This is a genomic window from Streptomyces iranensis (genome assembly GCF_017874715.1).
Classification (GTDB): domain Bacteria; phylum Actinomycetota; class Actinomycetes; order Streptomycetales; family Streptomycetaceae; genus Streptomyces; species Streptomyces iranensis.
In genome coordinates this window covers 1-25,848 of the sequence record NZ_JAGGLR010000013.1, presented here as the reverse complement: position 1 = coordinate 25,848, position 25,848 = coordinate 1, and the positions used below count along the sequence as shown (strand labels likewise).

The window sequence follows — 25,848 nt, the reverse complement described above, 5'->3', positions numbered from 1 at the left end:
GCACCCGGGCCGGAGCGGGGATGAGCAGGTCACGCGCGGCGGCCACGGCGACTCGCCACTTCTCGCGGATGCTGCCCGGGGTGCTGCTCCTCGCACTGTGCGCGGGGTGCACCGGTGGCGCCGGGGCGCAGGACGCGGGCGGGGCGTCCGGCGCCGGGGCGGGCGGCGCGGGGGTCGGCGACGCGCTCTTCCCGCGGCTCGGCAACGGCGGCTACGACGTGCGGGGGTACCGTCTCGCCCTCGACTACACCCCCGGCTCGCGCCACCTCGAGGGCACCGCCCGGATCACCGCCCGCGCGGACCGCGCGCTGAGCTCCTTCCACCTCGACCTCGCCGGGCTGCGGGTGCGGAAGGCCACGGTGAACGGCCGTCCCGCCAAGGCCGCCCGCAGCGGCACGGAGCTGGTGCTCACCCCGGCCGCGGCCCTGCCCAAGGGCCGCACCTTCACGGCCACCGTCGTCTACGACGGCAAGCCGAAGACCCTCACCGGCGAGGACACCGGGAAGGAGGGCTGGATCCGCACCTACGACGGCGCGGTGGCCCTCGGCGAGCCGACCGGCTCCATGACCTGGTTCCCCGGCAACCATCACCCCTCCGACAAGGCCGCCTACGACATCGCCGTCACCGTTCCCCAGGGCTACACCGCCGTCTCCAACGGCGAGCTGAAGGGCCAGGAGACCCGGGGGCGCCGCACCACCTTCCGGTGGCACAGCGGTGAGCCCATGGCGAGCTATCTGGCCACGGTCGCCATCGGCCGCTTCGGGATCCGTACGACGACCACCGGCAAGGGCCTGCCCGCGTACCTGGCCGTCGACCCCACCGAGGCCGCCGGCGCCGAGAACATCGCCAAGCAGGTCGACGACGTCATCACCTGGGAGAGCCGCATCTTCGGCCCGTACCCCTTCTCCTCCACCGGCGCCGTCGTCGACCACCTCCCCGGCCTCGGCTACGCACTCGAGACCCAGACCAAGCCGTTCTTCGACGCGGCCCCGGACCAGACGCTCGTCGTCCATGAACTCGCCCACCAGTGGTTCGGCGATTCGGTCACGCCCCGGGTCTGGAAGGACATGTGGCTCAACGAGGGCTTCGCGACCTACGCCGAGTGGCTGTGGGAGGAGGACCACGACGGCCGCACCGCCCAGCAGATCTTCGACGACTTCTACGACGGCACCGACGACGAGAGCGAGGGCATCTGGGACTTCCCACCCGCCGACCCCCCGACCGTCGCCAGCGTCTCCGACCCGCCCGTCTACGGCCGCGGCGCGATGGTGCTCCACCAGCTCCGCCGGGCCGTCGGCGACACGGCCTTCTTCGCCGTCCTCCGCACCTGGCTCAAGGACCACCGGCACGGCAACGCCGACACCAAGCAGTTCATCGAGCTGTGCGAACGGAAGTCCGGCAAGGACCTGACCCGCCTCTTCGACGTCTGGCTGTACGGCGAGGGCAAGCCGAAGAAGCACTGACGGCGGGCGAAAGCGGCGCCTTCCGGTCGCCCGAAACCACTACGGTTGAGCGATGAGCGCGCTGCCCGACTGGATGCGTCCGCCCCGCCCCGAGGGCTGGTTCGCGGATGATTTGGACCACTTGCCGGAAGCACCGCGCCACACCGAGTTGATCGACGGAGCGCTCGTCTTCATGACGGTGCCGCAGACGTGGTGGCACAGCCGCCTCGTCACGATGCTCACCGTCTCGCTCATGGAACAGGTGCCAGACGGCTCGCAGGCCGAACGGGACATGACCATACGGCTCGACGCCCGCAATCGCCCGGAGCCCGATCTCCTGGTGACCACGAAGCCGTTCGATCCCGATCGCACCTGGTACGCCCCGGAGGACGTTCAGCTGGTGGTGGAGGTTGTCTCGCCCGAGTCCGCGCACCGCGACCGTACGGTCAAGCTGCGCAAGTACGCGGAGGCCGGGATCCGGCACTACTGGTGCGTGGAGGAACAGGACGGCGCGCCAATCGTACATGCGCACGAACTCGACGAGCCGACTGGTGCCTACGCCCCAGCGGGCATTTTCCGGCAGATCCTGGAGCGCCCCGTCCCGTTCAAGATCAAGATCGATCTGAGCAGGCTTGTACCGAACCGGAACAGCTGACGAGGGCATCCACGGGCGTCAGCCCTGGGCTCAGGCGACGCTCAGCAGGGCGCTGGTCTCGGCGGATGTCATCTCCGTGGCGTAGACGCGGCTGCCCGGCTGATGCTTGCGGCCGCCCTCGCCCAGGTGGCCGGCGTCCACGGGGTCGAAGCCGATGTCGCGGATCAGCCCGGCCACGGCGGCCTTGGCCTCCTCGTCGTTGCCGGACAGCGGGATGGCCACCCGGTCGGCGGCGCCCTGGGGGCGGGCGTGGTCGCGGAGGTTCTCCCAGTAGATCGCGTTGAACGCCTTGACCAGGTTGGCGCCGGTGTGGGCCTGGATCCTCTCGCTCGAGGTGGTGGCGTCGGCGTCGAGCTCCGGGTCGTTGCCGTCCCGTTCGGGGTAGTAGTTGCAGGTGTCGATGACGACCTTGCCGCGCAGCGGCTCGGTCGGCAGCTCCCGGTAGCGGCCGTAAGGGATGGACACGACCACCGCCTCGCCGACCCGGGCCGCCTCCTCGGCGGTCACCGCGCGGATCGGGCCGCCGATGTCGGTCACCAGGCCGGCCAGGGTGTCCGGGCCGCGGGAGTTGGCGATCGCCACCTCATAGCCGATCGAGGCGAAGTGGCGGGCCAGCGTCGAGCCGATGTGGCCCGCTCCGATGATTCCGATGCGCACGGCGTTGCTCCCCTCCTCGTCTGTGGTGGGCCCTCGCCGGGTTACCGGCGCCCCGCGGATCATGCATTCACCGTAGGGCGGGATGGCCCCGGGGACCCCATCGAGTCAAAGGGGCCGCGGCTATCGGGGCTGCCACGCCCGTACAAGGTCCTCCGGCCCCCAATGCGCGGTCAGCGGCAGACCGTCGGCCACCCCGCAGCGGGAGACCGCGACCAGCGGCGTGTCCGGGGCGGTACCGGGGACGGCGAGCATGTCGCGTACCAAGGCGTCGTACTCATGACGGCCGAAGGGCTGGGTCTCCAGCCACTTGACCGATCCGACGAAGTGAACCTTCCGGGCCGTCGGCTCGCGGTCCGCACCGATGAGGTCGATCTCGGGGTTGTTCTGACGGTTCCACCAACCGCCGATGGCCTCGGTCTCTGGCCACTCGACGCTGGGCATCAGACGGAGCAAGGACTCGCGGATCAGTGGCTCGACAGCCCGCCCGCGCCAAGTGGTCCACGACCGCTCGATGCGTTCCAGTGCCAAGTCACCGCGGCCTCGCTCGATGAGCGGGATCGCACGTGCCAGGAACGCCAGCCAGAACCGCAGATACGGGTCGGCGATCCGGTAGCGCTTGTTCTTACTATCCGGCTTGACGGACAAGGGGAGGTCAGCGGCCAGGACTCGCTTGGTCTGCAACATGGCGAGCAGTGGGGAGAGCGTGCCGGACGGCAGCGCGCTGGCGCCACCGGCCTGGGCCGCGATCGCGCTGAACGTGCGCTCACCGCTGCCGACCGCTTCCAGTACGGCCCGCGAGTGCGAAGCCTCGGGGAATTCGCCCAGCAGGGACAGCTCGCCGGCCACCAGCAGGGGCGAGAGTGGATTGGCGACCGAGGCCCGCAAGAACTCCGTACGGTCCATACCCGGCCTCCAGGACTGGACGATCTCGGGGAATCCACCAGTGATCAACTGGGCGTCGACGGCCCCCGCGGCGTCGAGCTCGGTCATGGCCCGCACATCGGCCGGATTCAGGGGATGGACGGTCATCTTCGCCGCCCGGCCGAAGAACGGGCGGCCGTACGACTGCAGGGCCTCCATCACCGATGTATCGCTGCCGACCAGCACCAGAAGCACGGGCTTGGCGGACAGGTGACGGTCCCAGACAGTCTGGAGCGCGCCCTCGAATTCCTGATCCTGCTCGACCAGCCAGGGCACCTCGTCGATCACCGCGATGCTGGGCGAGTCATCGGGTACCGCGAGCGCCAGCGAGCGGAGGGACTGGTTCCAGTCCTGCGCCTGGAGGCCACCGATCAGCTCCGCCCCCGGCAGCGGTGACTGCGCGAGGGCCGCGGCAAAGTCGGCGCGCTCCGTCGCGGGGTTACGCCCACGGGTGGCCTGGAACACCACGTACGGCGCCCCCGAGCGGTCACAGAACTCCTGGACCAGGCGCGACTTCCCCACCCTGCGTCGGCCCGTCATGATCACAGCTCGCCCCCGAGTGGTCCCAAGGCCCTCTGCTACTGCCCGGTACTGCTCAGCGAGCAGCTCAAGATCTCCGGCCCGGCCTTGGAACTCCACGACACACCCCAGTGAGCTGACGAGCTAGCGTAGACAACTAACGTAGATCCATTCTTACGTAGATTGAATCTACGTAGATTGAATCTTACTTTACCCCAGATCACGATTATGGAGACGCAGCGAGGCGGAGCGAGAACTAGACGTCGTCGCGGAGTACCGGTCGCAGCGCCTCGATCACCGCGGGATCGTCGATGGTCGAGGGCAGCTCGGTGTCCCGGCCGTCGGCGATGTCGCGCATGGTGCGGCGCAGGATCTTTCCCGAACGGGTCTTGGGCAGGGCCGCGACCACGTCGACCCGGCGCAGCGCCGCCACGGGGCCGATCGTCTCCCGGACGGCGGCGACGAGTTCCGTGGCGATGTCCTGCGGATCGCGGTCGAGGCCCGCCTTGAGCACGACGAGGCCGCGCGGCACCTGCCCCTTGAGCGGGTCGGCGACGCCGACGACAGCGCACTCGGCGACATCCGGGTGAGCGGCGAGCACCTCCTCCATCGCGCCGGTGGACAGCCGGTGCCCGGCCACGTTGATCACGTCGTCGATGCGGCCCATGACGTAGACGTAGCCGTCATCGTCCTTACGGCCGCCGTCGCCGGTGAGGTAGTAGCCGCTGTAGGCGGACAGGTACGAGCGCACATACCGGGCGTCGTCCTGCCACACGGTGAGCAGCGTGCCGGGCGGCAGCGGCAGCCGGATCGCCACCGCGCCGTCGGCGCCCGGCGGTGCGTCGCGGCCCGTCGCGTCGAGGATGCGCACGTCGTAGCCGGGCATGGGCACGGTGGGCGAACCGGCCTTGAGCGGGTGCGGCTCCAGGCCCATGGGGTTGGCGACGATCGGCCAGCCGGTCTCGGTCTGCCACCAGTTGTCGACCACCGGAACGCCGAGCAGGTCCGTGGCCCAGCGGTAGGTCTCCGGGTCCAGGCGCTCGCCGGCCAGGAACAGGTGGCGCAGCGATCCGATGTCGTGGGCGTGCAGAAGTTCTCCGCGCGGGTCCTCCTTCTTCACCGCGCGGATCGCCGTCGGCGCGGTGAACAGCGCCGTCACGCGGTGTTCGGCGATCACCCGCCACAGCGCGCCGGCGTCCGGAGTGCCGACGGGCTTCCCTTCGTAGAGCACGGTGGTGCAGCCGGTGAGCAGCGGTGCGTAGACGATGTAGGAGTGGCCGACGACCCAGCCGACGTCCGAGGCCGCCCAGAAGACCTCACCGGGGTGGGTGTCGTACACGTTCTCCAGGGACCAGCGCAGCGCGACCGCGTGGCCGCCGTTGTCGCGCACCACGCCCTTGGGCCGGCCGGTGGTGCCGGAGGTGTAGAGGATGTACAGCGGGTCGGTGGCGGCCACTGGGACGCAACCGACCGGCTCGGCGGTCTCCATGGCCTGGTCCCAGTCGAGGTCACGGCCGGTCATATCCGCTGTGCACTGCGGCCGCTGGCGGATGACACAGCGCTCCGGCTGGTGTTCGGCCAGCGCGAGGGCATCGTCCAGAAGCGGCTTGTACGGCACGACACGGGCCGGTTCGATGCCGCACGAGGCGGCGATGACGACCTTGGGACGGGCGTCGTCGATGCGCACGGCGAGCTCATGCGCGGCGAATCCCCCGAAGACGACCGAGTGGACGGCGCCGATGCGGGCGCAGGCCAGCATGGCGACGACCGCCTCGGGAATCATCGGCATATAGATCACGACGCGGTCGCCCTGGGCCACCCCGAGCCCGGTCAGCACCCCGGCGAACCGCGCGACCTCGTCACGCAACTCCCGGTAGGTGAACGCCGCCTCGCGGCCGGCGACCGGGCTGTCGTACACCAGCGCGAGCTGCTCGCCGCGCCCGGCGTCGATGTGGCGGTCCAGAGCGTTGTGGCAGGTGTTCAACCGCCCGTCCGGGAACCACCGGTACAGCGGGGCCTCCGACGCGTCGAGGGCCCGGGTCGGGGCGACGGTCCAGTCGATGGCACGGGCGGCGTCCAGCCAGAAGCCTTCCGGATCCTCCAGGCTGCGCCGGTACTCAGCCGCATAGCCGCCCTGCTTCGGCGCCTGCGTCATGTCGATGCCCCTTTCCTCGTTCCGTCTTCCGCGTTCCGCGTTCCGCCCGCACCGTGCCGGGAGGCGCCTCCCGGCCGCGCCGCCCGTCCCGTACGAGCGATTGGGCGTGTGTGCATGCGGGTGGCACCAGGGTCAGCCCACCGGATGTGCCCGCCGGGCGCCAAGGTCATTTCATCAGCCATTCGGCGATGGCTTCCGCGCTTGCGTCCAAAATGGCGTCGCCCTTCTCGGCGGACGCCCTGCCCGCGTCACCCACCACGCCCGACGACGTGGCCGTATGGAACGACCGTGGTACGTGGATCGCCTCACTCGGATCCCACTGGAGCGCGATCCCCGGGCCGACACCTCGCCCTCGCAGGCGGGCAGCAGAGTGTCCTGGTCCCCCACGAAGACGTTGTCCCGGCCGACCTCGTGGCGTACTTGACGCACGATCTCCAGGAAGGGCTGGGACTCGATGTCGCCGACAGTGCCGCCGCCGCGCCCACTGTGCCCGGTGTCGAGGTCGGTCTCCGCACCGTCGTTCGTGACGGACACCTCACCATGCCGGAAGGGGTTCATCGTGCCCGGGTCGGGTCGACGTTCAGGTACGGGTCGAGCTTGTGCATAGTGACCCGCAGGCCCCGGGGCCTTGAGCAGGGCGACCAGGCTGGAGGCGGTGAGACCCTTGCCGAGCGAGGAGGCGACCGTGCCGGTGACGAAGATGTTCCTGGTCGTCGTGGCACGGGGCGGCGGGGGTTCGAGCGCCCCGGCGGTGATGCGCACCTCGACGGCAGGCAAGTCCGCACGTCAAGCGGGGCGCCGCAACGAGTCGCCCCGTCGCGCATCGCGTGGACGGCAGCAGTCCCTGATATGCGCGGCCAGATGGCGAGTCCGGCGGCGGGCCCAGCTGATGGATTTATGGGTATATCGGTTGGCTTGCCCGCCCTGTGCCCTCTGGTGGACATCGATCAGTGCGCGACTCCGCGTCTTATTCTGCGATCGTCCTACCGGGCTTGTCTCCTGACGACGCGAAGGGAGATCCCCGGGCCAGCCGGTCAAGCATGGGCCCGGGATCTCCCCCGCGCTTGTCAGAGCCGTTGTCCATCTCGCTGACGACCGAGGAGAACGACCAGCTCATGACATCCGACGACCGTACCCGAGACGGCAAACCAAGGAGCACGCGGATGCTCGGCTGGGTCACAGCCCTTACCGGGCTGGTGGCGACCGTGGCCGTCGTCGCCTTGACGCTCATGGGCCACTCTGAAGCCGCGATCGCGCTCGCCGCCGTCGGCACCACCGCGACCGCTGCCGGCGGCCTCCAGATCACGGTGAACATCCGCCACTGAGCTGGTTGCCTGACGGCTGAGGCCGAATTGAACAACGAGCTCAGACGTTGAACCTGAACTCCTCCACAACGCTGTGACCTGCGGAAATGCGGCGGCATCCCAGCACCATCCCAGCACGGGCAGGGCGACAAAGTACGAGAGGCTCGGCGCCGCCAACGGTACACGACAGCCACCATCTGTGATCCGCTGCTTACAGCGGCCAAGCGGTCAGCAAATCACCAGGACCGTAGGCGGCATCGAGCCCCGGACAGTCGACTCCGCTGCGTGAGACCGCCACGACTGGAACGGGTTCGTCGGTGAGAGCGGCCCGGTGTCGATGAAGAGCTGCCAGGTCGTGCCGGTCGAAGGGCCCCTGCTCCAGCCACTTGATGGAGCCGACGAAGATCAACTCCTTGGCAATGGGGGCGCGGTCCGCCCCGACGATGTCGATTTCGACCTCGTTGGTGCGGGTCCAGTAGCCGCCCACTGCGGGGGCTGCGGGGAGCTGGTCGTCGGGCAGTATGCGGGCAAGCGCCTCGCGGATGAGCGGCTCGATCGCCCGGCCGCGCCAGCTGGTCCAGTTCTCCCGGATGCGCGCCAAGGTCAGATCGCCCCGCCCCCGCTCGATCTCTTCCATGGACGGGCCGAGCAAGTGCAGCCAAAACCGCAGGTAGGGGTCCGTCACCCGGTAGCGGCGGTCCTTCGACGGTCGCAGGGACACGGGCAGCTCCGCGGCGACGATCCGCTTGTCCGTGAGCAGCTCCAGCGCCCGCTGCAGTGGCGTGGCACCGATCCCGCCGGCCGCGCGGGCGATGTTGGTGAAGGTCCGCTCGCCACTACCGATAGCCGCCAGCACCGTACGCGCCTGAGCCTGCGGAGGGAATTCGGCAGCCAATGCGCGCTCAGCCGACACCAGCAAGGCCGAGACGGGGTCATTCAGGGCCTCGCCGAGGAAGTCCCACAGCCCCGCGCCGTGCGGCCACTCCGCGCAAATCAGCGGCAGCCCGCCGGTGACCAGCGCGGCGTCGAAGGCTTCCGCCGGATCCAACCCGAGCATCCGCCCCACCTCGGCAGGATTCAGCGGCCCGAGCACCATCTCCCGGCCGCGCTGATGGAACGGTCGACCGTAGCTGTTCAGAGCCTCCATCATCGACAGATCGGAGCCGATGAGGACCAGCAACACCGGCTTGGTCTCCAGCACCCGATCCCAGGCCCGCTGCAACATCCCCTCAAAGGCGCCATCGGTATCCATCAGGTACGGCACTTCATCGATGACCAGCACGCTCGCCCGGTCAGCGGGCAGCGCCGCAGCCAGCACGTCGAACGCGGCATCCCAACTCTCCGGCCGCGCGGCGGCCACCAGGGTCGCCAACGGCAGCGTCGATGCCTGGGCGTCCCGGGCCAGCCGCGCCAGATCATCCCTGGGGGACGCACCAGTCGCCGCGTAGAACAGGAACGGGGCTCCGGAGCGCTCCGCAAACCGCTCGGCCAGTCGCGACTTTCCCACTCGGCGCCGCCCGCGCAGCATCACGCACCGACCGGGCCGCTCCCCGCCAACCCCTGCCGCCACCTTCTGCAGCTCTCGCTCCAACGTCGCCAGCTCCTGCCGACGGCCTACAAAGTTCACCATGCCTACCGACCTCCACCCATGACAGTAACGTCAACGTTAGCAACAATGATGTTAGTGAACTGCCCTTGCCGGTTGTCGCTCACGGTCACGAGTCGTGGACCCGACGTCTCTGCGGCCGTGCGGCACCGGGCCGGTCGGGCCACGCAGGGGCCAAGGCCAGCATCACGGTGCCCGTCAGGGGGCCGTCAGGGGGCCGTCGCGCCGGGCGATGCGCGCACCGAGGTCGTAGCGGCTGAGAGCGTCGGGGCCAGCAAGGTGGAAGAGACCGGCCCCGCCCGATCACGTGAGTTCCCACAAGGGGGCGGCCAGGTCCTCGACATGCACGGGGCAGCGCATGTCGTCGGTGAGGAGAACACCTTCCCGCGTTCCGGCGATCAGCGCGTGCGCCAGGCGTTCGTGTTCGGACTGGCTGTTCCCGATGATCAGCGAGGTGCGGGCGACGGCCGCGTCCGGACCCAGTAGCCGCACGGCCGTCTCGGCAGCGGCCTTCGCGGCGCCGTAGGGGGTGACCGGATCGGGCAAGCTGCGCTCGTCGTAGCGGACGTGTGCGCCGGTTAGATCCGCTGAGACCGTGGTGGTCTCCCGAGCAAAAATCCGATGAGCGCAGCCTCGATGACATCGCACGCCGCCCAGCCGGGACACTGTCAGCGCGGCCACCAGGATGCCACCCCGCCTCCATCACCGCGACGGGTACGTCCAGGGTGTGAAAGTCGGGATTGGTACCCAATGGTAGTGCCTGCAGGGCGAGTTAGGAGCTGCGGCCCCTGGCAGCCAACCTCAAGCGGGATGGGTCCACCGACTTGGGGACCATGCTGGCCGCGCTGCGGGGAGAAGAAGGCGTCAGCTCAGCGCTCCGGGGACCATCTGTGGATCAGCTCGTGCCGCGCCAGGTCCTTGAAGTAGCGGTGTCGCGACCAGGCATCGAAGTCGCCGATGACGATGAGGCGCCGACGGGCGCGGGTGACCGCGACGTTGAGGAGGTTGGGCTTTTGAGCGGCCCAGTTCCGAGACCCCACCTGGCCGGCGCCGGTGCCCAGGACCAGGATCACGATGTCTGCTTCCTTGCCTTGCGTGGTGTGCACCGTGCCGTAGCGCTTGGAGGTGAGAGTCCTGCCCACAACCTTGCCGAGGCCGTGGACGACATCGCGGAACGGGCTGATGACAAAGACGGAATCGTTCAGACGGCGCTTTCGCGCTGCGGCATGGTCGCCTCCCTGCGCGCCGGCCTGGAACGCCTCGCCACTGTGCAGGCTCTCCTGCCGGATCTCCTCGTCAATGCGGGTGCGGATCCGGTCAAGGGTGGCTTCCAGGGCCCTTCCTTCCTCGGGGTTCCACTTCTCCTCGCCCGGCAGAGCGCGGACGTCCCACCACACACTGCGCTGCGCCAGCGGGAAGTCGTCCTGGTCCCGATGCACTCCGTAGACCATCATCCCGTCGTAGGCGATCTTGTTGCTGATGTCGAACATCAGGCGATCGCAGCGGCGGTGTACCCGCAGGGGTGAGCCGAGCCAGATGTCCTCGCCGTCCTGGTCCTTCAGCCAGGTGCCGTACGGGTTGAGGCGGTCGGCGAGGGCCTGGACGGAAGCGGCGGCCGGGGCCCACTGCCGGTCCACCGCGAAGTGTCCGGCCAGGCGCTGCTGGCCGGTCCACGGGAGAGTGACCACAGGTTCGAGCTGCAGCGGGTCACCGACGACGACGGCGCGGCGGGCTCGCCACAGGGCGCCAACCGCCTCCTGCGGGGCGGCTTGGCCAGCCTCGTCGACGAACAGCCAGCCCAGGGCCTCGCTGCCCAGCTGAGCTAACATACGGCCCATCGACGCGAAGGTCGTCGAGACCACAGGGACAACCAGGAACAGCAACTGCCAGGCGGCCAGCACTGTTTCAGCGTCCAGGTCCGCCGGCGCCTGGCCTTTGACCACCTCCATCACGGCCTGCAGATTTCTGCGCATACGCTCGGGCGCGGTAGCCAGCAGCGCGCGGTGCAGATCCAGGGCCGCGAGGAAGAGTTCCGAGCGTGCCTCTGCGAATGCGGCGTCCATCCAGGGCGCTGACTGCTCGCGCGCCTCCATCGCCTGACGGTCGTCGAGGGCCGCCTGCCATTCGGCTCCCGGCACCCGGTCGCCCCACCGCTCCTTGGCCGTGGCCAGCCGGCGTTGCTCGGCTTCCCGCTCGCGGCGCCGTCGGGCCACCTGCTGTCCGGCCTCGACGGTTGTCGTGACCTGCCGCGCGCAAGCCTGCTCGCACGCGGTCAGCCGGGCCTGGGCGCGCACAATGGCGGATAGTGCCTGGTCTAGATCTCCCTGGGCGGTACGCAAAGCGGCGTGCCGTGCGGCACGTACAGATTGCAACTCGGAGAGACGGACGTCAGCGGCGTCCACATCCGCCTGGACGGGGAGGCGCCCGGCCTCCCAGCGCCGCATGGGCTCGCGGGTGACCAGCCTTCTGATCAGGCCGGGTTTGCCCGCGTGGTGGGCGTGGAGTGCCGACTCCGCTGTCCTGACGCCTTCCTCGCCGTGGCGGACCGCGGCTTCGGCCAGGTCGAGCCGCGTTCGCTCGGCGGACATCGCTTCCTGGCACCGGACATGCTCCTCCCGGTGGTCGGCAAGTACGACTTCGACGCGCTGCTGCTCCTGTTGCAAGAGCAGCACCGCGTCACGGGCTCCGGACTCCCGGGCCACCAGCTCATCCAGGAGAGCATCGGGGCCAGCGAGCCGAGTGAGCAGATCCGCGATCTTCTGCCGCTCTGTGGCCAGCGCGCGCACGCGGCTGCGGGCCTGGGTGAAGCGCTGGACCGCCTGCGCCCAGGTCTCTTGCCCCAACGGCGGCGCCGCGTCGGCATCAGTGCTCGCGCTCTGGGCGTTCTGTGAGGAGGCAGAAGGGTGATTGCCCTGCAGCTGCAGAATCTTGTGGAGGCCCAGGAGCGGGCGGTCCTCGCTCGCTTCCGGCCTTGGCCGGCTGTTGCCCTTGGGCTGCTCGCCCCACCAGAAGCGCTGGACGAAATCTGACCGATTACTGCGCCGTCCCAGGCGCGCGGCGATCGCCCCCCAGGCATCTTCCTCCAGTGCCAGGCTGGCTGGGCCAGCAAGGTAGTCGGCGCATCCTTGCCATGCGCCGCCGATTGCGCGTGCTCCGGGAACTTCCAGGGTGACGTTCTCCACCGCTCCGTTGTTCGACGAAGCGATCACGATCTCGAAGCCGGTGAGTTCGGGGATCAAGGGATGGATGGTGCGCGGGTAGGTCTTGCCAGCGGTCTCCTCCGTGCGCCAGGTGCGCTGTTTTCGGGCGAAAGCGTCCTCCGGCCGCTCCAAGGCCGCCAACCGTTCGGCCCGCTGGACCACCAGTGCCGCGATCAGGTCGCGCAGCATGGTCGTCTTGCCGGTTCCGGGCGGTCCATTGACCGCGTAAAGGCCGCGGCCATCATCCTTCCCGAGACTCGCCAGGATGCGGTTGACCGCAAACTGCTGGCTGAGCACCAGCGGCTTGTCGGCATCCGCCAGCCATCGGCCCAAGGGCATGCTCGACGGCTGCACGCTCTCCAGCACGATCTCGGGCAGGCGTCGCACGTCAAAGCGGTTCATCGCATCCAGATCCGCCTCAGCCCGCAGGTAATCCAGCAGGGCGGTGCCGGCCTGGCCAGCCTCAAGGACACCGGCGACCCGTTCCAGATCGTCGGCGTAGAAGCTGTTGAGGAAGACATCACCGCCCGCCTCATCCGCATGCCGGGCCGCAACCTGATAGCTCTTGATACGGATCGCGTTGGGTGTGAGGGCCTCGGCGACGCCGAGCTGCTCGGCCACCCAACGGGTGATGGCCGCCAGGTCAAACACATCCAGGACCTTTGTGCCCACCTCGGGCGGAGGCCCCTCCGGCTCCGCCTCGTGCTGCTCCGCTTCTTCCACTTCACCGCTGCCCAGACTTTGGCCGGATACTGCGCTGTCGCCCGGGGTGCGGTCGGTGAGCCGGGCAGCAGCGGAATCGATCAAGTCACCGCCGACCTGCTCGATCACCTTCGCGGCCACCGCCCCCGCCACGGGACCCAGCCCAGCACCCACCGCACCGGCCGCCGCTCCCAGCCCGCCCTCCGCCGCGCTGACGACGAGGCGGGACATCAGCCCCGCGACCGGGCCAAGCCCCAGCTGCGGCGACGCAGGGCCGGCCACGGGCTGGCGATCGACTTCGATCCTCCCCTCGCCAAGGTCCAGCAGCCGCTGCAGCAGAAACGTGCTGTGCTCGTCGAAGCCGGTGAGCCACTGGTCGCTGTGCGGCCCGGGTTCCAGGGTCTGTCCGACTGCCCAGGCGCACGAAGACAAGGTGACACTGTCCTTGATCAGCAGCCCGTCTTGGTTCACGGTGAAGCACAGCACGGCGCTGTCCCCGCCGATCCGGCCATCGAAGTCCTGTTCGGGCTCCGGAACACGGAACGCCTGCAGCAAGACGTCACGCACCTTGTCGACCGCGAAGATCCCGGCGTAAACCGTGTGCTGCCACACGAGGCTCGGCCGGGACTGAGTCCGGCTGATCACGGAGTCAGGCTCCCAGGGCAGTGGGCGATTCGGCCCCACAGGGAAGAGGTTCTTACGCGGATTCGCCGGGTCGACCTTCGGTGGGCTGAAGTACTCCACAGCGCGCCAAAAGCGCAGGATCTGCGCTTGACGCTGCCGCTCAGCCTTCGACCGTGTGACCGCCCCCATCCGCCCCCCTGTGATCGTCGATCACCGGGCACCGTAACAGAGGCCAGGGAAGGGCAATCGCGGTTGCCCACATGGCCGTTGTGATACATCCACCGTGGCACCGGTCGAGGCGCGCCGCCGCTGCGAAACCTATGGCGCGCGAACTCCGACACCTGCGGCAGGGCCAGAGATCCCGACCGGGCGGCTCGAATGCTCTCGCAGAGTGCGTCCTGTGGTTGAACTCCAACCTGCTCCAGCCCTCCCGGGTGACAGGCTGACCGCGTCCTCCGCCGAGCGTCGCCAAGGGAAGGGTGCTGGTCCGTGCACTCCCTGCTGCCAGACACTGGACAGTGCGCGACCGAGCACCGGCGTCCCCACAACATTCCAGCACGATCCCAGCGCGGTACGGGTGGCCAGGGATGATGTCAGCTGACGTGGGGTCAGCTATCCCAGCACCATCCCAGCACGGGAAAAGACAAAGGGCCCGACTCCGAACAGCCAGGCTCTGCCTGACCTGCATGTTTGCAAGATCAGCGACGTGGCGATATGCCAGCCGCTACACGTTGAAGCGGAACATTCAGTGCAGCGCTCCCACCTGCAAAAACGTCGGTCACGCTGATCGCATCCAGCACCGATCCAGCACCGCCGGAACTCATCCAGCACATCCAGTACGTCACGCTGCGGAGGCAGACGCCTGCGACTCTGTCACAGCCGGGCACATGGCGTTCTGCATGACGTCCCGACAACGGTCCCACGCTTCGGGGACCAGGTGACCGTAGATGTCCACGGTGGTCTTGATCGACTTGTGGTCGAGCCAGCGCGAGACCTCGTGGATCGGTACGCCGTTTGCCAATGCGGTCGAGGCGAAGAAGTGCCGCAGCGAGTGCGGGGTGTACTTCGCGGTCCCGTCGGGCTTGGTGATGCCGGCCACGATCTGCGCCTTCCGAAAGTGGTACGCGTAGGCGGTGGCCGTGGGCATGACGCCCTTCCCGCGATCCCGCGGCGCGAAGAAGACCTCGAGCACCCATGCCCGTCCGGCCTTGTCCTGAACTCAAGAGGGATCGGTCGCCACATGGCCTCATGCCCATGAAATTCCTCGACGATGAACGGCGCCACCAGCACATCGCGGTACTCGCCCTCCCGCCGGTGCTTGAGCGGGACGAGCCTGGTCTTGCGGCGGCGCGATCGACACCGTCATGGCGGTGCGCATCGACGACGGCCTGATCACCGGGCTCTACGCGGTGCGCAACCCCGAGAAGCTGTCGCACCTGCGGGAAGAGAACGACCTGCGGCACTGAAGCCGGTGAGCGAAGCGGACAAGGCCGGATCACCGACCAACGGACCGTGACCCGCGCGCGCACTGGCTGCCCCTCTCGCTGAGCCTGCCCGTCATGTTCGGCCTGCTGATGTTCCAGGGCTGGACCACCCACGAGGTGGACGCCGCGAAGACGCGGCCCACCTGCACCAGCCCCGTGCCGAAGGACATCGTCGGCGGCGGCCCTCCGGTGGTGCAGATCAACAACGGGCAAATGAAGACGGTGAGCATGCTGGGGTTCCCCCGCTGTGCGGGTGTGGCTGATTAGCTGGTCAGGGAGGGTTGACGTGGTTTCAGGTTTACTGGTTCGGCCGTTGCCTGGTCAGCGCTGGTGCTTCTCCTCGAACTCGATCGGGCTGAGGTAGCCGAGCCGTGTCTGGATGCGGCGGATCAGGTCGGTGACCCGCACTCGGTTCGGCGCGGGTGCCGTGAAGTCGCGTTGCGCAAGGTCGGGAGCGAGGTCTGTGTCCGGGTCGTGGCGGGTGAAGCCTTTGCCTCTGCGGGGGCTGTTCCCGGCCAGGCCGGCTTGGCGCATGAGCCGTTCGAGCCGCTTCCTGCCGACCTGGATGCCCTCACGCCTGAGGATGGTGTGGACGGGTGGTGAGTTGTAGATGCGCCGGAGTCCTGGCGGATCCTGCCGGTCGGTTCGGCGTCCTGGCGGCGTCGTTCGGGTTCCCGGAGTACGGGCTCGACTGCAGGTGTGGGTGCTCGTCGAGGAGCGCTCTCACCTGGGCCGGGTCGGGTCGAGCTGGGCCGCGAATAAGGCCGAGGCCGTCCGCAGAACCTCGTTCGCCGGCTTGAGCTGGGCATTCTCTTCCGCAGGGTGGTCAGCTTCCCACGCTCGGCGGTGGTGAGCAGGTCGTCGCGTTCGCCGACGTCGGCCTCGGCCTGGCGGATCCAGTCCCCTTGCTCAGGGTGGATTTCTGGTGGGTATCGATGCGGCTCCGCACCTGGGCGGGGCTCGCGCCGCCGCATTCCAGGGCGCCGTTGATGGAGCGGATTGTCTCGCCGAAGCCGGGACCGCCGGCCGTGGTGTCGTGCGGCGGCGTCATGTTCCCGGGGCCGGTCTGGATGTTCCAGTACCAGGGGCCGACTTTTCAGGCCGCCGCGGAGTTGGTCTCCACCAGCGCGGGGTTGTTCAGCAGATCCAGACCGAGGGTGTCGCCGGCGGCCTTGTAGCGCAGCCGGCCTCACCGGAACCGAAGGTCTTCAGGTCCACCTTGCATGATCGGGTCACTTAGTGACAAGATATCGCTTAATGACAGAACGGGAGGAGGTGGACCGCCATGACGACGAAAAAGGGCGGTGGAGGGGGATGAGCGAGCAGCGGCGTGCGCGGCTGCGGCTGGAGATCTCCCGGGAGGCGGCGCGCCTGTTCTGGGAGCAGGGGGTGGCCGCTACGAGCGGCGATCAGATCGCGGCAGCGGTGGGCCTGTCCACGCGCACCATCTGGCGGCACTTCCGCAGCAAGGAGAGCTGCGCGGAACCGGTCATCATGCAGGGTGTCGTCACCCTGGTGTCGTTGATGCGCAGCTGGCCCCGGCACAAGTCCCTCGACGACCATCTGGCGACGGAACTGACCAGGATCAGTCACGAGCCACCGCCCGTCGACAACCTGCTCGCGATGAAGATGATTCGGCTCGCCGACACCGAGCCGGCGCTCCGCACCGTCTGGCTGATGGCCTACGACCAGGTGGAACGCGAGATGTGCGTGATCATCGGTGACCGTCTTGACCGCCCGGCCGGTGATCTGGAGGGGCGCATGTACGCCGCGGCGGCCGCCGCGGTCGTGCGGGTCCTGGACGCGCACATCGGCGCCGCCGTCCTCACCGGCGCCGAACTCACGCCGTTCACCGACATGACGGCCGTCGCCCGGCGCATCGCCCACGCGATCCGCACAGCCACCGGTGGAGTCGTCGGCGGCCCCATCGCCTGAACGGAACCGCGCTGAACCGCACGGCGCCGAACTGAGCTGAGCTGAGCTGAAACCAGAAGGAGTATCCGCATGTCCGCCATTCCGCACGAGGTGGCGCACCTCGCTGGCGAGGACTTCTTCAGCGCGCCCGTCCGTACCGGGGCCTCGATCTCGCCCGACGGCACCAGGATCGCCTACCTGGCGCAGTGGCGGGAACGACTGAACGTCTGGGTGGAGAGCGTCGATTCGGATGAGGAGGCGCACTGTGTCACCACCGACGACAACCGCAGCGTGCATGCCTACCACTGGACCGACGATCCGCGGTGGCTGCTCTACGAACAGGACGGCGACGGAGATGAGAACTGGCACCTCTACCGGGTCGACTTGGAGAACCCGGATGCCGAGGCGGTCGATCTCACCCCCTTCCCCGGTGCCAAGATCATAGGCTTCGAACCGCAGGTCAGGCGGCCGGGCAAGGCGATCCTGAGTCTGAACCGCAGGAAGCTCACGGAGTTCGACCTCTTCGGGCTCGACATCGCCACCGGTGACCTCACGATGCTGGCCGAGAACCCCGGCCAGGTCGCCGGGTGGCTGTGCACGCCTGACGGGGAGCTGTACACCCATACCTGGACGCTTGACGGTGACATCGAGCTGGCGCGGTGGGAGGCCGGGACGGGGACACTGTGCCCGGTCATCACGTTCGACGGCGCCGACTACCCGCTGGGCGTCCAGCCGTTCCAGCTCACCCCGGACGGTACCGGTGCGTGGATCGGCTCCAACCGGGACAGCGACCTGACCCGGCTGGCGAGGCTCGACCTGGTCACGGGCGAGGAGACCCCGGTCGACAGCCACCCGTTCTTCGACCTCGACACACGTTCCGCCGTTTCCCCGTCGCTGCCGTCGCCGCTCATCCGCGACCGGCGGACCGGAGAGCTGCTCGGGGGGCACTACCTCGGCGAGCGGCAGGTGATCCACCCGCTGGACCCGCACTTCGGCGCGGTGCTGGAGAACCTGGAGAAGCTGTCCGACGGCGACCTGTCCACCCTGTCGTCCGACGTGAGCGGGCAGCGGTGGGTGGTCGCCTTCACCCATCACCGCGACCCCGGTGTCACCTATTACTACGACCACTCCACGGGGGAGAGCCGGCTGCCGTTCAGGCCGTATCCGCATCTGGGTCCCGAGGTCCTCGCCCCCATGACACCGATCACGGTCCTGGCACGCGACGGACTGGCCCTCCTCTCGTACCTGACCCTGCCCACGGGGGCCGAGCCGGCCGGGCTGCCGCTGGTGCACGGCGGACCGTGGTACCGGGATGGCTGGGGTTCAACCCCGTGGTGCGGTTACTGGCCAACCGCGGCTACGCGGTGCTTCAGGTCAACTTCCGCGGCTCGACCGGTTACGGCAAGGCATTCGTCAAGGCGGGCATCGGGGAGCTGGCCGGGAAGATGCACGACAGCCTCATCGACGCGGTCGACCGGGCCGTCCGGAAGGGGTACGCGGACCGGGACCGGGTCGCGATCTTCGGCGGCTCCTACGGTGGCTACGCCAGCCTGGTCGGCGTCACCTTCACCCCCGACGTCTTCGCCGCGGCCGTCGACTTCTGCGGCATCTCCGCCTTCGTCACCTTCCTGCGCACGGTGCCGGAGTTCGTTAAGCCGCACCTGATCAACAACTGGTACCTCCACGCCGGCGATCCAAGCGACCCGGAGCAGGAGGCGAAGCTGTGGGCCCGCTCGCGATCAGCCGGGTGGACCAGATCCGCACACCGCTGATGGGGGTCCAGGGCGGCAACGACCCCCGCGTCGTCAAGGCCGAGTCCGATCAGATCGTCGACGCGCTCCGCGCCCGTGGCGTCGAGGTCGAGTACCTGGTCAAACAGAACGAGGGCCATGGCTTCGTGAACCCGGACAACACCATCGACATGTTCCGCACCGCTGACCGCTTCCTCGCCCGCCACCTGGGCGGACAGCAGACCGCCGGATCGGTCTGCCCCGGCCGCACCCCCTGAGAAAGACAGACGCACCAGAGCCTGCACCCCCGCGCCACGACTCCGGGCCGGCGACCTCCAGGACGAGAAGGGACAACACGAGGATGACCATGAGCCGAGGCCACGTCGTTCGAACACTGGGCGCGTGCGAGCGAACCATCGACTTCTACATGCGCCGCAACCCGCTCCAGTTCTCCCTGGTCGCCGAGGTGAATCGGCGCGTATCGGCGACCACGCTGGCGTCGGCGCTGGCGGCGCTGCAGGATCGGCATCCGTTGCTCGGGGTCGCGGTTGATCACGGCGCGCCCGAGGCCGTGTTCCGGGTTTCTGAAGGCGCGATCCCCGTTGAGGTAGCCGCCCACGGCACTCCGTGGCAATCCGTCGTCGCCGTCGAGCAGACGCGGCCGATACCCCCGGCGCCGGGGCCCCTGGCGCGGGCCACGCTCATCCCACGGGAGTCGGGGTGCGCCGTCGTGCTCACGTTCGCCCACCAGATCGCCGATGGCGTCGGCGGCCTGCGGGCCCTGCTGGACCTGGTGGCGGCCCTGGGCGGTGAGGAGCTGCCGCCGGGCACCGTCCCACAGGCGCAGGAGGAACTCCTCGCCCACGTCAGCGGGGCGGCGGACACCGGCGACGCGACGACCAGCGCGCCCGCGGCGGAGGACGCGCGCATGAACGCCGTCGGCGAGCTCACGCCTTTCTCCGGGCGCACCCCGCACGTCGACGCTCTCGCCCTGGATCAGGGACTGACCACGCGCCTTGTCCGCCGTTGCCGTCTTGAGCGCACTTCGGTGCATGCCGCGCTCTGCGCCGCCGCCACGGTGGTACTCCACCGACGAGGGCGCGAGTTCGTGCGGGTCCTGAGCCCGGTGGACCTGCGCCGTGCGGTCGATCTGCCCGACGAAGTGGTGGTCCGGTTCACGGGCGCCCGGACGGGGAGCGACGCGCACGACGCGCACGACTTCTGGACGCTTGCTCGTCACTCCCGCGCCTCGCTCTCCCGTCAGCGCACACCGAACGCGCTCAAGGCCGGTTCCGCGGCTCTCGCGGAACACTGCCCATCGAGCGGCGACGACGCCGAGGCGATGATGGCCGCCGCCACCGAGGCCGACATCCAGATCACCAACCTCGGGGTCGCGCACCCGAGTCGGCGGAGCGGGAACGCGCTCTCCGCGTTGTGGGGCCCGGCGCAGATCACCCAGTTGCGAGGCGAACACGTTCTGGGTGTCGTCGCCGTCGGCGGGCGGCTCCGGATGACGGAGCTGACTCACACCCCCGTCGCCGGACTCGTCCCGGAGATGGGCGCCGTACTGGCCGAAGCCTGCGCCGAGCCACCTCGCGCATGAGTGTGTCCACCCGCTCGCCTTCCGCGCGCTGAGCACGCCCGCTGACACTCCTTTCACGGCGGCTCAAGCGCGACACCCTCCCCGTCGGCGTGGCCGCGTCGACGGAGCCGCTTTCGAAACACGGGAACGATCAATGGCCTGGAGCACCCGCGAGATCGCCGAGATCGCAGGCACGACCCTGCGGGCGGTACGCCACTACCACGAGGTCGGTCTGCTCGAGGAGCCAGAACGACGCGCCAACGGCTACAAGCAGTACGGCGTCACTCACCTCATCCGGGTGCTGCGCATCAAACGCCTGACCGACCTCGGGTTCTCCCTGTCCCAGATCGCCGCAATGGGCGACTTGGACGACCAACCCGAGGAAGCCCTGCGCGCTCTCGACACCGAACTCGCCGCCACCATCGAACGACTCCGACAGGCTCGCATCGAACTCGGCCTCATCCTGCGCCAAGCCGCGACGACCGACCTGCCATCCGAGTTCGCCCCGGCCGCCGCAGAAGCGCAACTGTCCGACGTCGACCGCTCATTCATCGTCGTCATGACCCGAATCCTCGGCCCACAGGGTTTGCGGGCCTACTCCGAGCTGCTGCGAAGCCGTCCCACCTATCCCTTGGCATCGGAGTTCGCCGCCCTGCCCGCCGACGCCGACGAACAGACCCGCCAGGATCTGGCCGAGCGCACTGCCCCTTACGTCCGCGCGCTCCACGCGGAGCACCCCGGGCTGCGGAACGCCCACGCCGACGCCCCGGGCGGCGCGCACTTCGCCGCGCAGACGATCGGCAAGGCTATCGAGGACCTCTACAACCCCGCCCAGCTCGACGTCCTCCGCCGCCTGCAACCGCTGCTCCACGCAGCACCGGACCCACCCCACCCGGCCCGCGCGGAGGGCGTCGATGGGCACGGCGTAGATTCCCTGCACGTAGCGATGTGCGTATATGCATCGCCTGGTACACGCGTCTGAGTCGGATGGCCCCAGGCCATAGCGGGGAAGCGCAGGAAGCGCGGCAACCACCGTGCCAAGCCGACCGGCGTGGTACGCGTCCCACATCTGATCCACGTGCTGAGCCGTTGGCCTGGGATGCGGAAGCTGAGCATCAGCCTCCGGTCCGGACCGTAGCCGCGAGAGGGGCCGCGGGCTCATCAGGGCATCACGTACCGCCGGCACGTGTGCCCTCGCACGTTAGCTGATCAATGCCGGTGCGGGTCAGAGCCCTGAGATGGGGTCAATCAATCGATGGAGCCCGTGATCGGCTGCCGCCGCGTCCGGGCGTAGCGGCCGAAGCCGACGCACCGCCGGGCGCCTGACCCTCACCGTCGTCCCCGGCGCACTCGCGCGGGCCTTCGGACATCGGAACTGAGCGAGCCGGCCAACCCGGGACAGGTCGACGGCGATCGCCGAACCGCCGTACGGACCGCGCCGCCGTAGGTAACGAAGGGCGACTCGCTGACCAGGGACTTCGTCGAGTGTGACCCAGATCACGGCACACGGGATAGCCTCTCGCGTCACTTACCGCCAGAATGGCATTTAGTGACACCCCGTCCCCCCAGATAAACCCGGAAGAGCTGATCACCATGCAGACCACCAGGCCCCAGGAGTCGGCGACCGACGTGCAGACGGCCGGCCAACGGAAGAAGAAGTCGGCGCTCGAGCAGGCGGGCGGCACCAAGGGGGTCATCTTCTCGGCGCTGCCCGCCGTGGTGTTCGTCATCGCCAACAACGCCGGTGGACTCAAGATGGGCATCCTCGCCGCCCTCCTCGTCGCCTTGGGCATCGCGGTGGAACGGCTGACGCGCAAGGAGTCGCTCCAGCCCGCGCTCGGCGGCGTGTTCGGCGTGGCCATCGCCGCCGGCATCTCCTGGTACACGGGATCCGCCAAGGACTTCTTCCTCATCGGCATCTGGGCGAGCCTGGCCGGCGCCGTCGCCTTCGTCCTCTCCGTGGTGCTGCGCTGGCCCCTGGCCGGCCTGATCTGGAACTCGGCGACCGGCAAGGGCACCGTCTGGCGGGCGGACAAGCGCTCGCGGCTCTACTACGACATCGCCACCCTGGTGCTGGCCGCCATCTTCGGCGCCCGGTTCGCCGTCCAGCAGTACCTCTACCAGGCCGACGAGGTCGGCTCGCTGGGTTTCGCCAAGATCGCTATGGGCTACCCGCTCCTCGCCGTCGGCTTCCTGGCCGTCGCCTGGGCCGCCCGGGCTTCCGACAAGCGACTGAAGGCCGTCGGACTGCTGCCCGCCAAGCGCACCTGACGACGGCTTCCACTCCTCGTCCGTGCCGGACGGGCCCCCACGGCCCGTCCGGCACACGCGTCCGCACCGCGGAGCGACCACGGCCGATTCCATGCAGGTGAGCAATCGCGTCGGGCCTGGGATGAGCGAGCAACGACTCTGCCGGACCCACTGTTCGCCGGGTGTGGCACAGGCCGGGGTGGCAGGTCGGTCCACCGGCGCCGGATCGGATGCCACCCCGATCCCTCGGCGCATCGCCGTCAGGTAGCGCTCGGTGCCCCATGAGTACGCCATCTGCTGCCCTTGATTGGAAGACTCAGTGACTACCGACGGTTTGCCCGCGACGACGCCGGAAGCGACGACGATGCCGCCCCGGCAGGTACTTCAGGCGGTCTCCGGACTGGTGGCCGGCTTGTTCGTCGCCATCCTCGCCGGAACCGTGGTGGCCAACGCGCTGCCCCGGATCACCGCCGAGCTGGGGGCGAGCCAATCCTCGTACACCTGGGTGATCATCGCGGAGCTGCTGGCCATGACGGCCACCGTTCCGTTGTGGGGCAAGCTGTCCGATCTCTACAGCAAGAAGCTGCTCCTCCAGATATCGCTGGGCCTGTTCGTGGTCGGCTCGCTCGTGGCCGGGTTCTCCCAAGGTGCCGGCATGCTGATCTTCAGCCGGGTGGTGCAGGGCCTGGGGGCAGGCGGACTCACGGCACTGACGCAGGTCGTGATGGCGGCCGTCATCCCCCCGCGGAAGCTGGGCAGGTACTCCGGCGTCTTCGGCGCCGTCTTCTCCGGCGCCACCGTGGCCGGCCCGCTGATCGGCGGCCTCCTGGTGGACACCTCCTGGCTCGGCTGGCGGTGGTGCTTCTTCATCGGCGTGCCGTTCGCGCTCCTTGCCATCGCGCTGCTGCAGCGCACACTGCACCTTCCGCACGTCCGCCGCGATGCGAAGATCGACTGGCTCGGTGCCTTCCTGATCGTCGCCGGTGTCAGCCCACTGCTCATCTGGGTCTCGATGGCGGGCAGCACGTTCGACTGGTTCTCCTGGCAGACGGCCGCCCTGGTCGGTGGCGGAACGCTGCTGCTGGCGGCTGCCGTCCGGGTCGAGTCCCGGGCCGCCGAGCCGATCATCCCGCTGAGCATCTTCCGCATCCGCACCGTGGCGCTGACCAGCCTGGCCTCCCTGCTGGCCGGTGTCGGCCTCTTCGGCGGCACCGTCTTCCTCTCACAGTTCTTCCAGGTGGCCATGGGCAAGTCGCCCACGACCGCCGGTCTGATGAGCCTGCCGCTGATCCTGGGATCGCTCACCGCCTCCACATTCGCCGGACACCGGATCAGCGCGACCGGCAGGTGGAAGCGGTACCTCGTGGCAGGCACCGTCCTCATGACCGCCGGCCTCGCCCTGCTGTCCACCATCGGATCCCACACGCCCTTCGTTCTGCTGAGCGTCTACATGGCCGTCCTGGGGACCGGCGTCGGCATGCTGATGCAGAACCTGGTCCTCGCCGCGCAGAACGACGTGCCCGCCAACACTCTGGGCAGCGCCACCTCCGTCCTGTCCTTCTCGCGCAGCATGGGCGGGACCGTGGGCACCAGCGTCCTCGGGGCGGTCCTCGCCCACCGCGTCGCCACCGAACTGTCCGCCGGCCGCGCGGCGGGAGGTGACACGCCGGGAGGCGGAGCCGGGCACGGTGTCCCCGAACCGACGACCCTACCCGCCCCCTTGCGTGCGCTCGTGGAGAACGCCTACGGCACCGCCACCGCCGAACTCTTCCTCTGGGCCACCCCGTTCGCCCTACTGGCGCTGATCGTCGTCCTGTTCATCGAGGAGAAGCCGCTCAAGACGACCACCAGCACGGAGCGACTCGCCGAGGAGAGCGCCATCGCCACCGGCGGCCGCGCCCTCCCGACCCCCGCCCACACACCCCGTACCGACCTCGCCGAGAGGTCGACCAGGGGCAGCGGAGGAGCCCCCCGGCCAGGGGTCGGTTCCGTCCGGTCCGGGCGGCGGCCGTGACGAACGAGGCCGGAACAGCAAGGTGGCCGGGACGGTGGATCGTCCCGGGCACCCTTCGTGATCAGCTGGCTGGGCGGGCGATCAGCGGATCTTCGCCGGGTCTAGACGGATAAGTCCGATGTATTCAGTGATCGAATGCGGCCAGCGACCGCGTGCTCGGGGCGCCGGTCTTGTGGTTGCGCCCGATTGCGGCGGCCATGGCGAGGATGCGCTGGGCGACACGGACGGCGACGCCCTCGAAGGTCCGTCCGCCGTGCTGCTCCAGGTCCAACTGCCCCTTGAGGGTGTCGTTCACGGACTCGATCAGCTGCCGCACCGACTTGAGCAGGCCCTCGCCCTTGCGCTTCTTCTCCCGCTTGAACGAGGGCCGCAGCAGTTCGGCCCCACGCATGACCAGGTCATTCTCGAACTCCTTGGAGGCGAAGCCCTTGTCCGCGATGATCAGCAGTCCGGGCCGGTCGGCGACCAGGTCTTCATCGACGTCGAGCATGGCCTGGAGCACTTCGCGTTCGTCGAGTTTCGGGTTCGCCAGCGCCCACAGGATCGGCATCCCGGTCGGCGTGCACACCAGGTACAGGCGCAGCCCCCAGAAGAAGCGGGTGTGGGAGGCGCAGTACCCGTATCCGGCCCAGCCGGCCATCTCGGCGAGGTTCTTGCGGGCGAACCGCAGCCACCGGGCCTCGGAGCGGAAGCCGAGCAGCGCCTGCGCGACCGCGAGCGTGACCAGTTCGGCATCGCTCAACTGCGGTGGGCAGCCCATCCATCGCTCCGCCTCCAACTCGTCGTCGATCTTCACGTACAGTGCGGTCAGCAGGGCGTCCCGGTCTTCGTTCTTCACACAATGATCCACATCGCTTCGGTCGACAACCTCACCAGGCGCATAACGGACGAGACCACCCCCACCAGGCGGGGAACGCCCTAGGTGTGCTGTTCGGGGAGGTTGGTGACGCGGCTGGCTGGGGTGTGGCCGCTGATTCCGGTGTGGGGTCGGTGATAGTTGTACCAGTCCAGCCAGTCGGGGAACGCGGCCTGGCGTTCGGCTTCTGAGGTGTAGGGCTGCTGGTAGGCCCATTCGTCGAGCAGGGTGCG

21 protein-coding genes and 3 pseudogenes are annotated in these 25,848 nt (G+C 69.0%); 12 read left to right on the top strand and 12 right to left on the bottom strand.

The window, feature by feature from the left end; translation table 11 throughout:
* Positions 1 to 20: 20 nt before the first annotated feature.
* Together J2Z30_RS23830 and J2Z30_RS23825 are read left to right on the top strand one after the other, a co-directional pair.
* A complete protein-coding gene (locus J2Z30_RS23830; protein WP_044570397.1) occupies positions 21 to 1,463 on the top strand; it encodes a M1 family metallopeptidase in 1,443 nt (480 codons plus the stop codon).
* 52 nt (positions 1,464 to 1,515) lie between these two features.
* On the top strand, positions 1,516 to 2,097 hold the full coding sequence (locus J2Z30_RS23825) for a Uma2 family endonuclease (protein WP_044570400.1): 582 nt from the start codon (positions 1,516 to 1,518) through the stop codon (positions 2,095 to 2,097).
* Positions 2,098 to 2,127: 30 nt separating this feature from the next.
* On the opposite strand, the gene J2Z30_RS23820 is transcribed toward J2Z30_RS23825, so the two are convergent.
* From J2Z30_RS23820 to J2Z30_RS23805, 4 genes are all read right to left on the bottom strand, one after another.
* Positions 2,128 to 2,754 (bottom strand): NADPH-dependent F420 reductase, encoded by a 627-nt coding sequence (locus J2Z30_RS23820; protein WP_044570402.1) that lies wholly within the window; start codon positions 2,752 to 2,754, stop codon positions 2,128 to 2,130.
* A gap of 120 nt (positions 2,755 to 2,874) precedes the next feature.
* Complete coding sequence (locus tag J2Z30_RS23815) at positions 2,875 to 4,314, bottom strand: ATP-binding protein (protein WP_044570406.1); 1,440 nt, start codon at positions 4,312 to 4,314, stop codon at positions 2,875 to 2,877.
* 136 nt (positions 4,315 to 4,450) lie between these two features.
* Positions 4,451 to 6,349 (bottom strand): propionyl-CoA synthetase, encoded by a 1,899-nt coding sequence (locus J2Z30_RS23810; protein ID WP_044570409.1) that lies wholly within the window; start codon positions 6,347 to 6,349, stop codon positions 4,451 to 4,453.
* Positions 6,350 to 6,523: 174 nt separating this feature from the next.
* Positions 6,524 to 7,111 carry a hypothetical protein gene (locus tag J2Z30_RS23805; protein WP_372453298.1) on the bottom strand — a complete coding sequence of 196 codons (588 nt, stop codon included), beginning with the start codon at positions 7,109 to 7,111 and terminating at the stop codon, positions 6,524 to 6,526.
* A 353-nt stretch (positions 7,112 to 7,464) separates the two neighbouring features.
* On the opposite strand from J2Z30_RS23805, the gene J2Z30_RS23800 reads away from it, so the two are divergent.
* A complete protein-coding gene (locus J2Z30_RS23800; RefSeq protein ID WP_209468810.1) occupies positions 7,465 to 7,674 on the top strand; it encodes a hypothetical protein in 210 nt (69 codons plus the stop codon).
* 190 nt (positions 7,675 to 7,864) lie between these two features.
* On the opposite strand, the gene J2Z30_RS23795 is transcribed toward J2Z30_RS23800, so the two are convergent.
* The 4 genes and pseudogenes from J2Z30_RS23795 to J2Z30_RS23780 all read right to left on the bottom strand — a co-directional run bounded on the left by J2Z30_RS23795 (position 7,865) and on the right by J2Z30_RS23780 (position 14,932).
* Entirely contained in the window at positions 7,865 to 9,283 is a 1,419-nt protein-coding gene (locus J2Z30_RS23795; protein ID WP_044570413.1) for an ATP-binding protein, read from the bottom strand.
* A gap of 192 nt (positions 9,284 to 9,475) precedes the next feature.
* Positions 9,476 to 9,907 (bottom strand): annotated as a pseudogene (locus J2Z30_RS23790) (sugar nucleotide-binding protein); the annotation flags it as partial.
* Between the two features lie 221 nt (positions 9,908 to 10,128).
* The gene (locus J2Z30_RS51405; protein WP_044570415.1) at positions 10,129 to 13,806 is read right to left on the bottom strand and encodes a DEAD/DEAH box helicase; all 3,678 of its coding nucleotides are present in this window, start codon (positions 13,804 to 13,806) and stop codon (positions 10,129 to 10,131) included.
* 820 nt (positions 13,807 to 14,626) lie between these two features.
* Entirely contained in the window at positions 14,627 to 14,932 is a 306-nt protein-coding gene (locus tag J2Z30_RS23780; RefSeq protein WP_044581441.1) for a tyrosine-type recombinase/integrase, read from the bottom strand.
* 199 nt (positions 14,933 to 15,131) lie between these two features.
* Between J2Z30_RS23780 and J2Z30_RS23775 the strand changes: the two are divergent.
* Together J2Z30_RS23775 and J2Z30_RS23770 are read left to right on the top strand one after the other, a co-directional pair.
* A pseudogene (locus tag J2Z30_RS23775) lies at positions 15,132 to 15,251 on the top strand (RNA polymerase subunit sigma-24); the annotation flags it as partial.
* Between the two features lie 93 nt (positions 15,252 to 15,344).
* Complete coding sequence (locus J2Z30_RS23770) at positions 15,345 to 15,536, top strand: hypothetical protein (protein ID WP_044570417.1); 192 nt, start codon at positions 15,345 to 15,347, stop codon at positions 15,534 to 15,536.
* Between the two features lie 54 nt (positions 15,537 to 15,590).
* Here the strand turns inward: J2Z30_RS23770 and J2Z30_RS23765 are convergent, their stop codons facing one another.
* Both J2Z30_RS23765 and J2Z30_RS49825 read right to left on the bottom strand, forming a co-directional pair.
* On the bottom strand, positions 15,591 to 15,881 hold the full coding sequence (locus J2Z30_RS23765; RefSeq protein WP_107073293.1) for an IS3 family transposase: 291 nt from the start codon (positions 15,879 to 15,881) through the stop codon (positions 15,591 to 15,593).
* Between the two features lie 214 nt (positions 15,882 to 16,095).
* A pseudogene (locus J2Z30_RS49825) lies at positions 16,096 to 16,446 on the bottom strand (chitinase); the annotation flags it as partial.
* Positions 16,447 to 16,583: 137 nt separating this feature from the next.
* Here J2Z30_RS49825 and J2Z30_RS23760 point away from each other — a divergent pair.
* From J2Z30_RS23760 to J2Z30_RS23735, 7 genes are all read left to right on the top strand, one after another.
* Positions 16,584 to 17,204, top strand: a complete 621-nt coding sequence (locus tag J2Z30_RS23760) for a TetR/AcrR family transcriptional regulator (RefSeq protein ID WP_078956663.1) — start codon at positions 16,584 to 16,586, stop codon at positions 17,202 to 17,204.
* Positions 17,205 to 17,842: 638 nt separating this feature from the next.
* Positions 17,843 to 18,955, top strand: coding sequence for a prolyl oligopeptidase family serine peptidase (locus J2Z30_RS51400; RefSeq protein WP_308280047.1), 1,113 nt, complete (start codon positions 17,843 to 17,845; stop codon positions 18,953 to 18,955).
* Positions 18,907 to 19,191: an alpha/beta hydrolase family protein gene (locus J2Z30_RS51020; RefSeq protein ID WP_308280033.1), complete on the top strand. Its 285-nt coding sequence runs from the start codon at positions 18,907 to 18,909 to the stop codon at positions 19,189 to 19,191. The genes J2Z30_RS51400 and J2Z30_RS51020 overlap by 49 nt, the downstream gene beginning before the upstream one ends.
* A gap of 89 nt (positions 19,192 to 19,280) precedes the next feature.
* Positions 19,281 to 20,516 carry a phthiocerol/phthiodiolone dimycocerosyl transferase family protein gene (locus tag J2Z30_RS23750; RefSeq protein ID WP_245388369.1) on the top strand — a complete coding sequence of 412 codons (1,236 nt, stop codon included), beginning with the start codon at positions 19,281 to 19,283 and terminating at the stop codon, positions 20,514 to 20,516.
* A 133-nt stretch (positions 20,517 to 20,649) separates the two neighbouring features.
* On the top strand, positions 20,650 to 21,477 hold the full coding sequence (locus J2Z30_RS23745) for a helix-turn-helix domain-containing protein (protein WP_078956664.1): 828 nt from the start codon (positions 20,650 to 20,652) through the stop codon (positions 21,475 to 21,477).
* A gap of 611 nt (positions 21,478 to 22,088) precedes the next feature.
* The gene (locus tag J2Z30_RS23740) at positions 22,089 to 22,766 is read left to right on the top strand and encodes a DUF3159 domain-containing protein (RefSeq protein WP_044570427.1); all 678 of its coding nucleotides are present in this window, start codon (positions 22,089 to 22,091) and stop codon (positions 22,764 to 22,766) included.
* 343 nt (positions 22,767 to 23,109) lie between these two features.
* Positions 23,110 to 24,759 (top strand): MDR family MFS transporter, encoded by a 1,650-nt coding sequence (locus tag J2Z30_RS23735; RefSeq protein WP_078956665.1) that lies wholly within the window; start codon positions 23,110 to 23,112, stop codon positions 24,757 to 24,759.
* A 124-nt stretch (positions 24,760 to 24,883) separates the two neighbouring features.
* On the opposite strand, the gene J2Z30_RS23730 is transcribed toward J2Z30_RS23735, so the two are convergent.
* Both J2Z30_RS23730 and J2Z30_RS23725 read right to left on the bottom strand, forming a co-directional pair.
* Positions 24,884 to 25,597, bottom strand: a complete 714-nt coding sequence (locus J2Z30_RS23730) for a transposase (protein ID WP_044570430.1) — start codon at positions 25,595 to 25,597, stop codon at positions 24,884 to 24,886.
* Positions 25,598 to 25,677: 80 nt separating this feature from the next.
* A partial coding sequence (locus J2Z30_RS23725) for an integrase core domain-containing protein (protein ID WP_209468823.1) occupies positions 25,678 to 25,848 on the bottom strand: 171 nt, incomplete at its 5' end.

Excerpts from the sequence above, each read along its gene's own strand:
- J2Z30_RS23830 (WP_044570397.1), top strand. The coding sequence starts at position 21 with ATGAGCAGGTCACGCGCGGCGGCCACGGCGACTCGCCACTTCTCGCGG.
- J2Z30_RS23825 (WP_044570400.1), top strand. The coding sequence starts at position 1,516 with ATGAGCGCGCTGCCCGACTGGATGCGTCCGCCCCGCCCCGAGGGCTGG.
- J2Z30_RS23810 (WP_044570409.1), bottom strand. The coding sequence starts at position 6,349 with ATGACGCAGGCGCCGAAGCAGGGCGGCTATGCGGCTGAGTACCGGCGC.
- J2Z30_RS23800 (WP_209468810.1), top strand. The coding sequence starts at position 7,465 with ATGACATCCGACGACCGTACCCGAGACGGCAAACCAAGGAGCACGCGG.
- J2Z30_RS23795 (WP_044570413.1), bottom strand. The coding sequence starts at position 9,283 with ATGGTGAACTTTGTAGGCCGTCGGCAGGAGCTGGCGACGTTGGAGCGA.
- J2Z30_RS23780 (WP_044581441.1), bottom strand. The coding sequence starts at position 14,932 with ATGCCCACGGCCACCGCCTACGCGTACCACTTTCGGAAGGCGCAGATC.
- J2Z30_RS23770 (WP_044570417.1), top strand. The coding sequence starts at position 15,345 with ATGTTCGGCCTGCTGATGTTCCAGGGCTGGACCACCCACGAGGTGGAC.
- J2Z30_RS23760 (WP_078956663.1), top strand. The coding sequence starts at position 16,584 with ATGAGCGAGCAGCGGCGTGCGCGGCTGCGGCTGGAGATCTCCCGGGAG.
- J2Z30_RS23750 (WP_245388369.1), top strand. The coding sequence starts at position 19,281 with ATGAGCCGAGGCCACGTCGTTCGAACACTGGGCGCGTGCGAGCGAACC.
- J2Z30_RS23745 (WP_078956664.1), top strand. The coding sequence starts at position 20,650 with ATGGCCTGGAGCACCCGCGAGATCGCCGAGATCGCAGGCACGACCCTG.
- J2Z30_RS23740 (WP_044570427.1), top strand. The coding sequence starts at position 22,089 with ATGCAGACCACCAGGCCCCAGGAGTCGGCGACCGACGTGCAGACGGCC.
- J2Z30_RS23735 (WP_078956665.1), top strand. The coding sequence starts at position 23,110 with ATGCCGCCCCGGCAGGTACTTCAGGCGGTCTCCGGACTGGTGGCCGGC.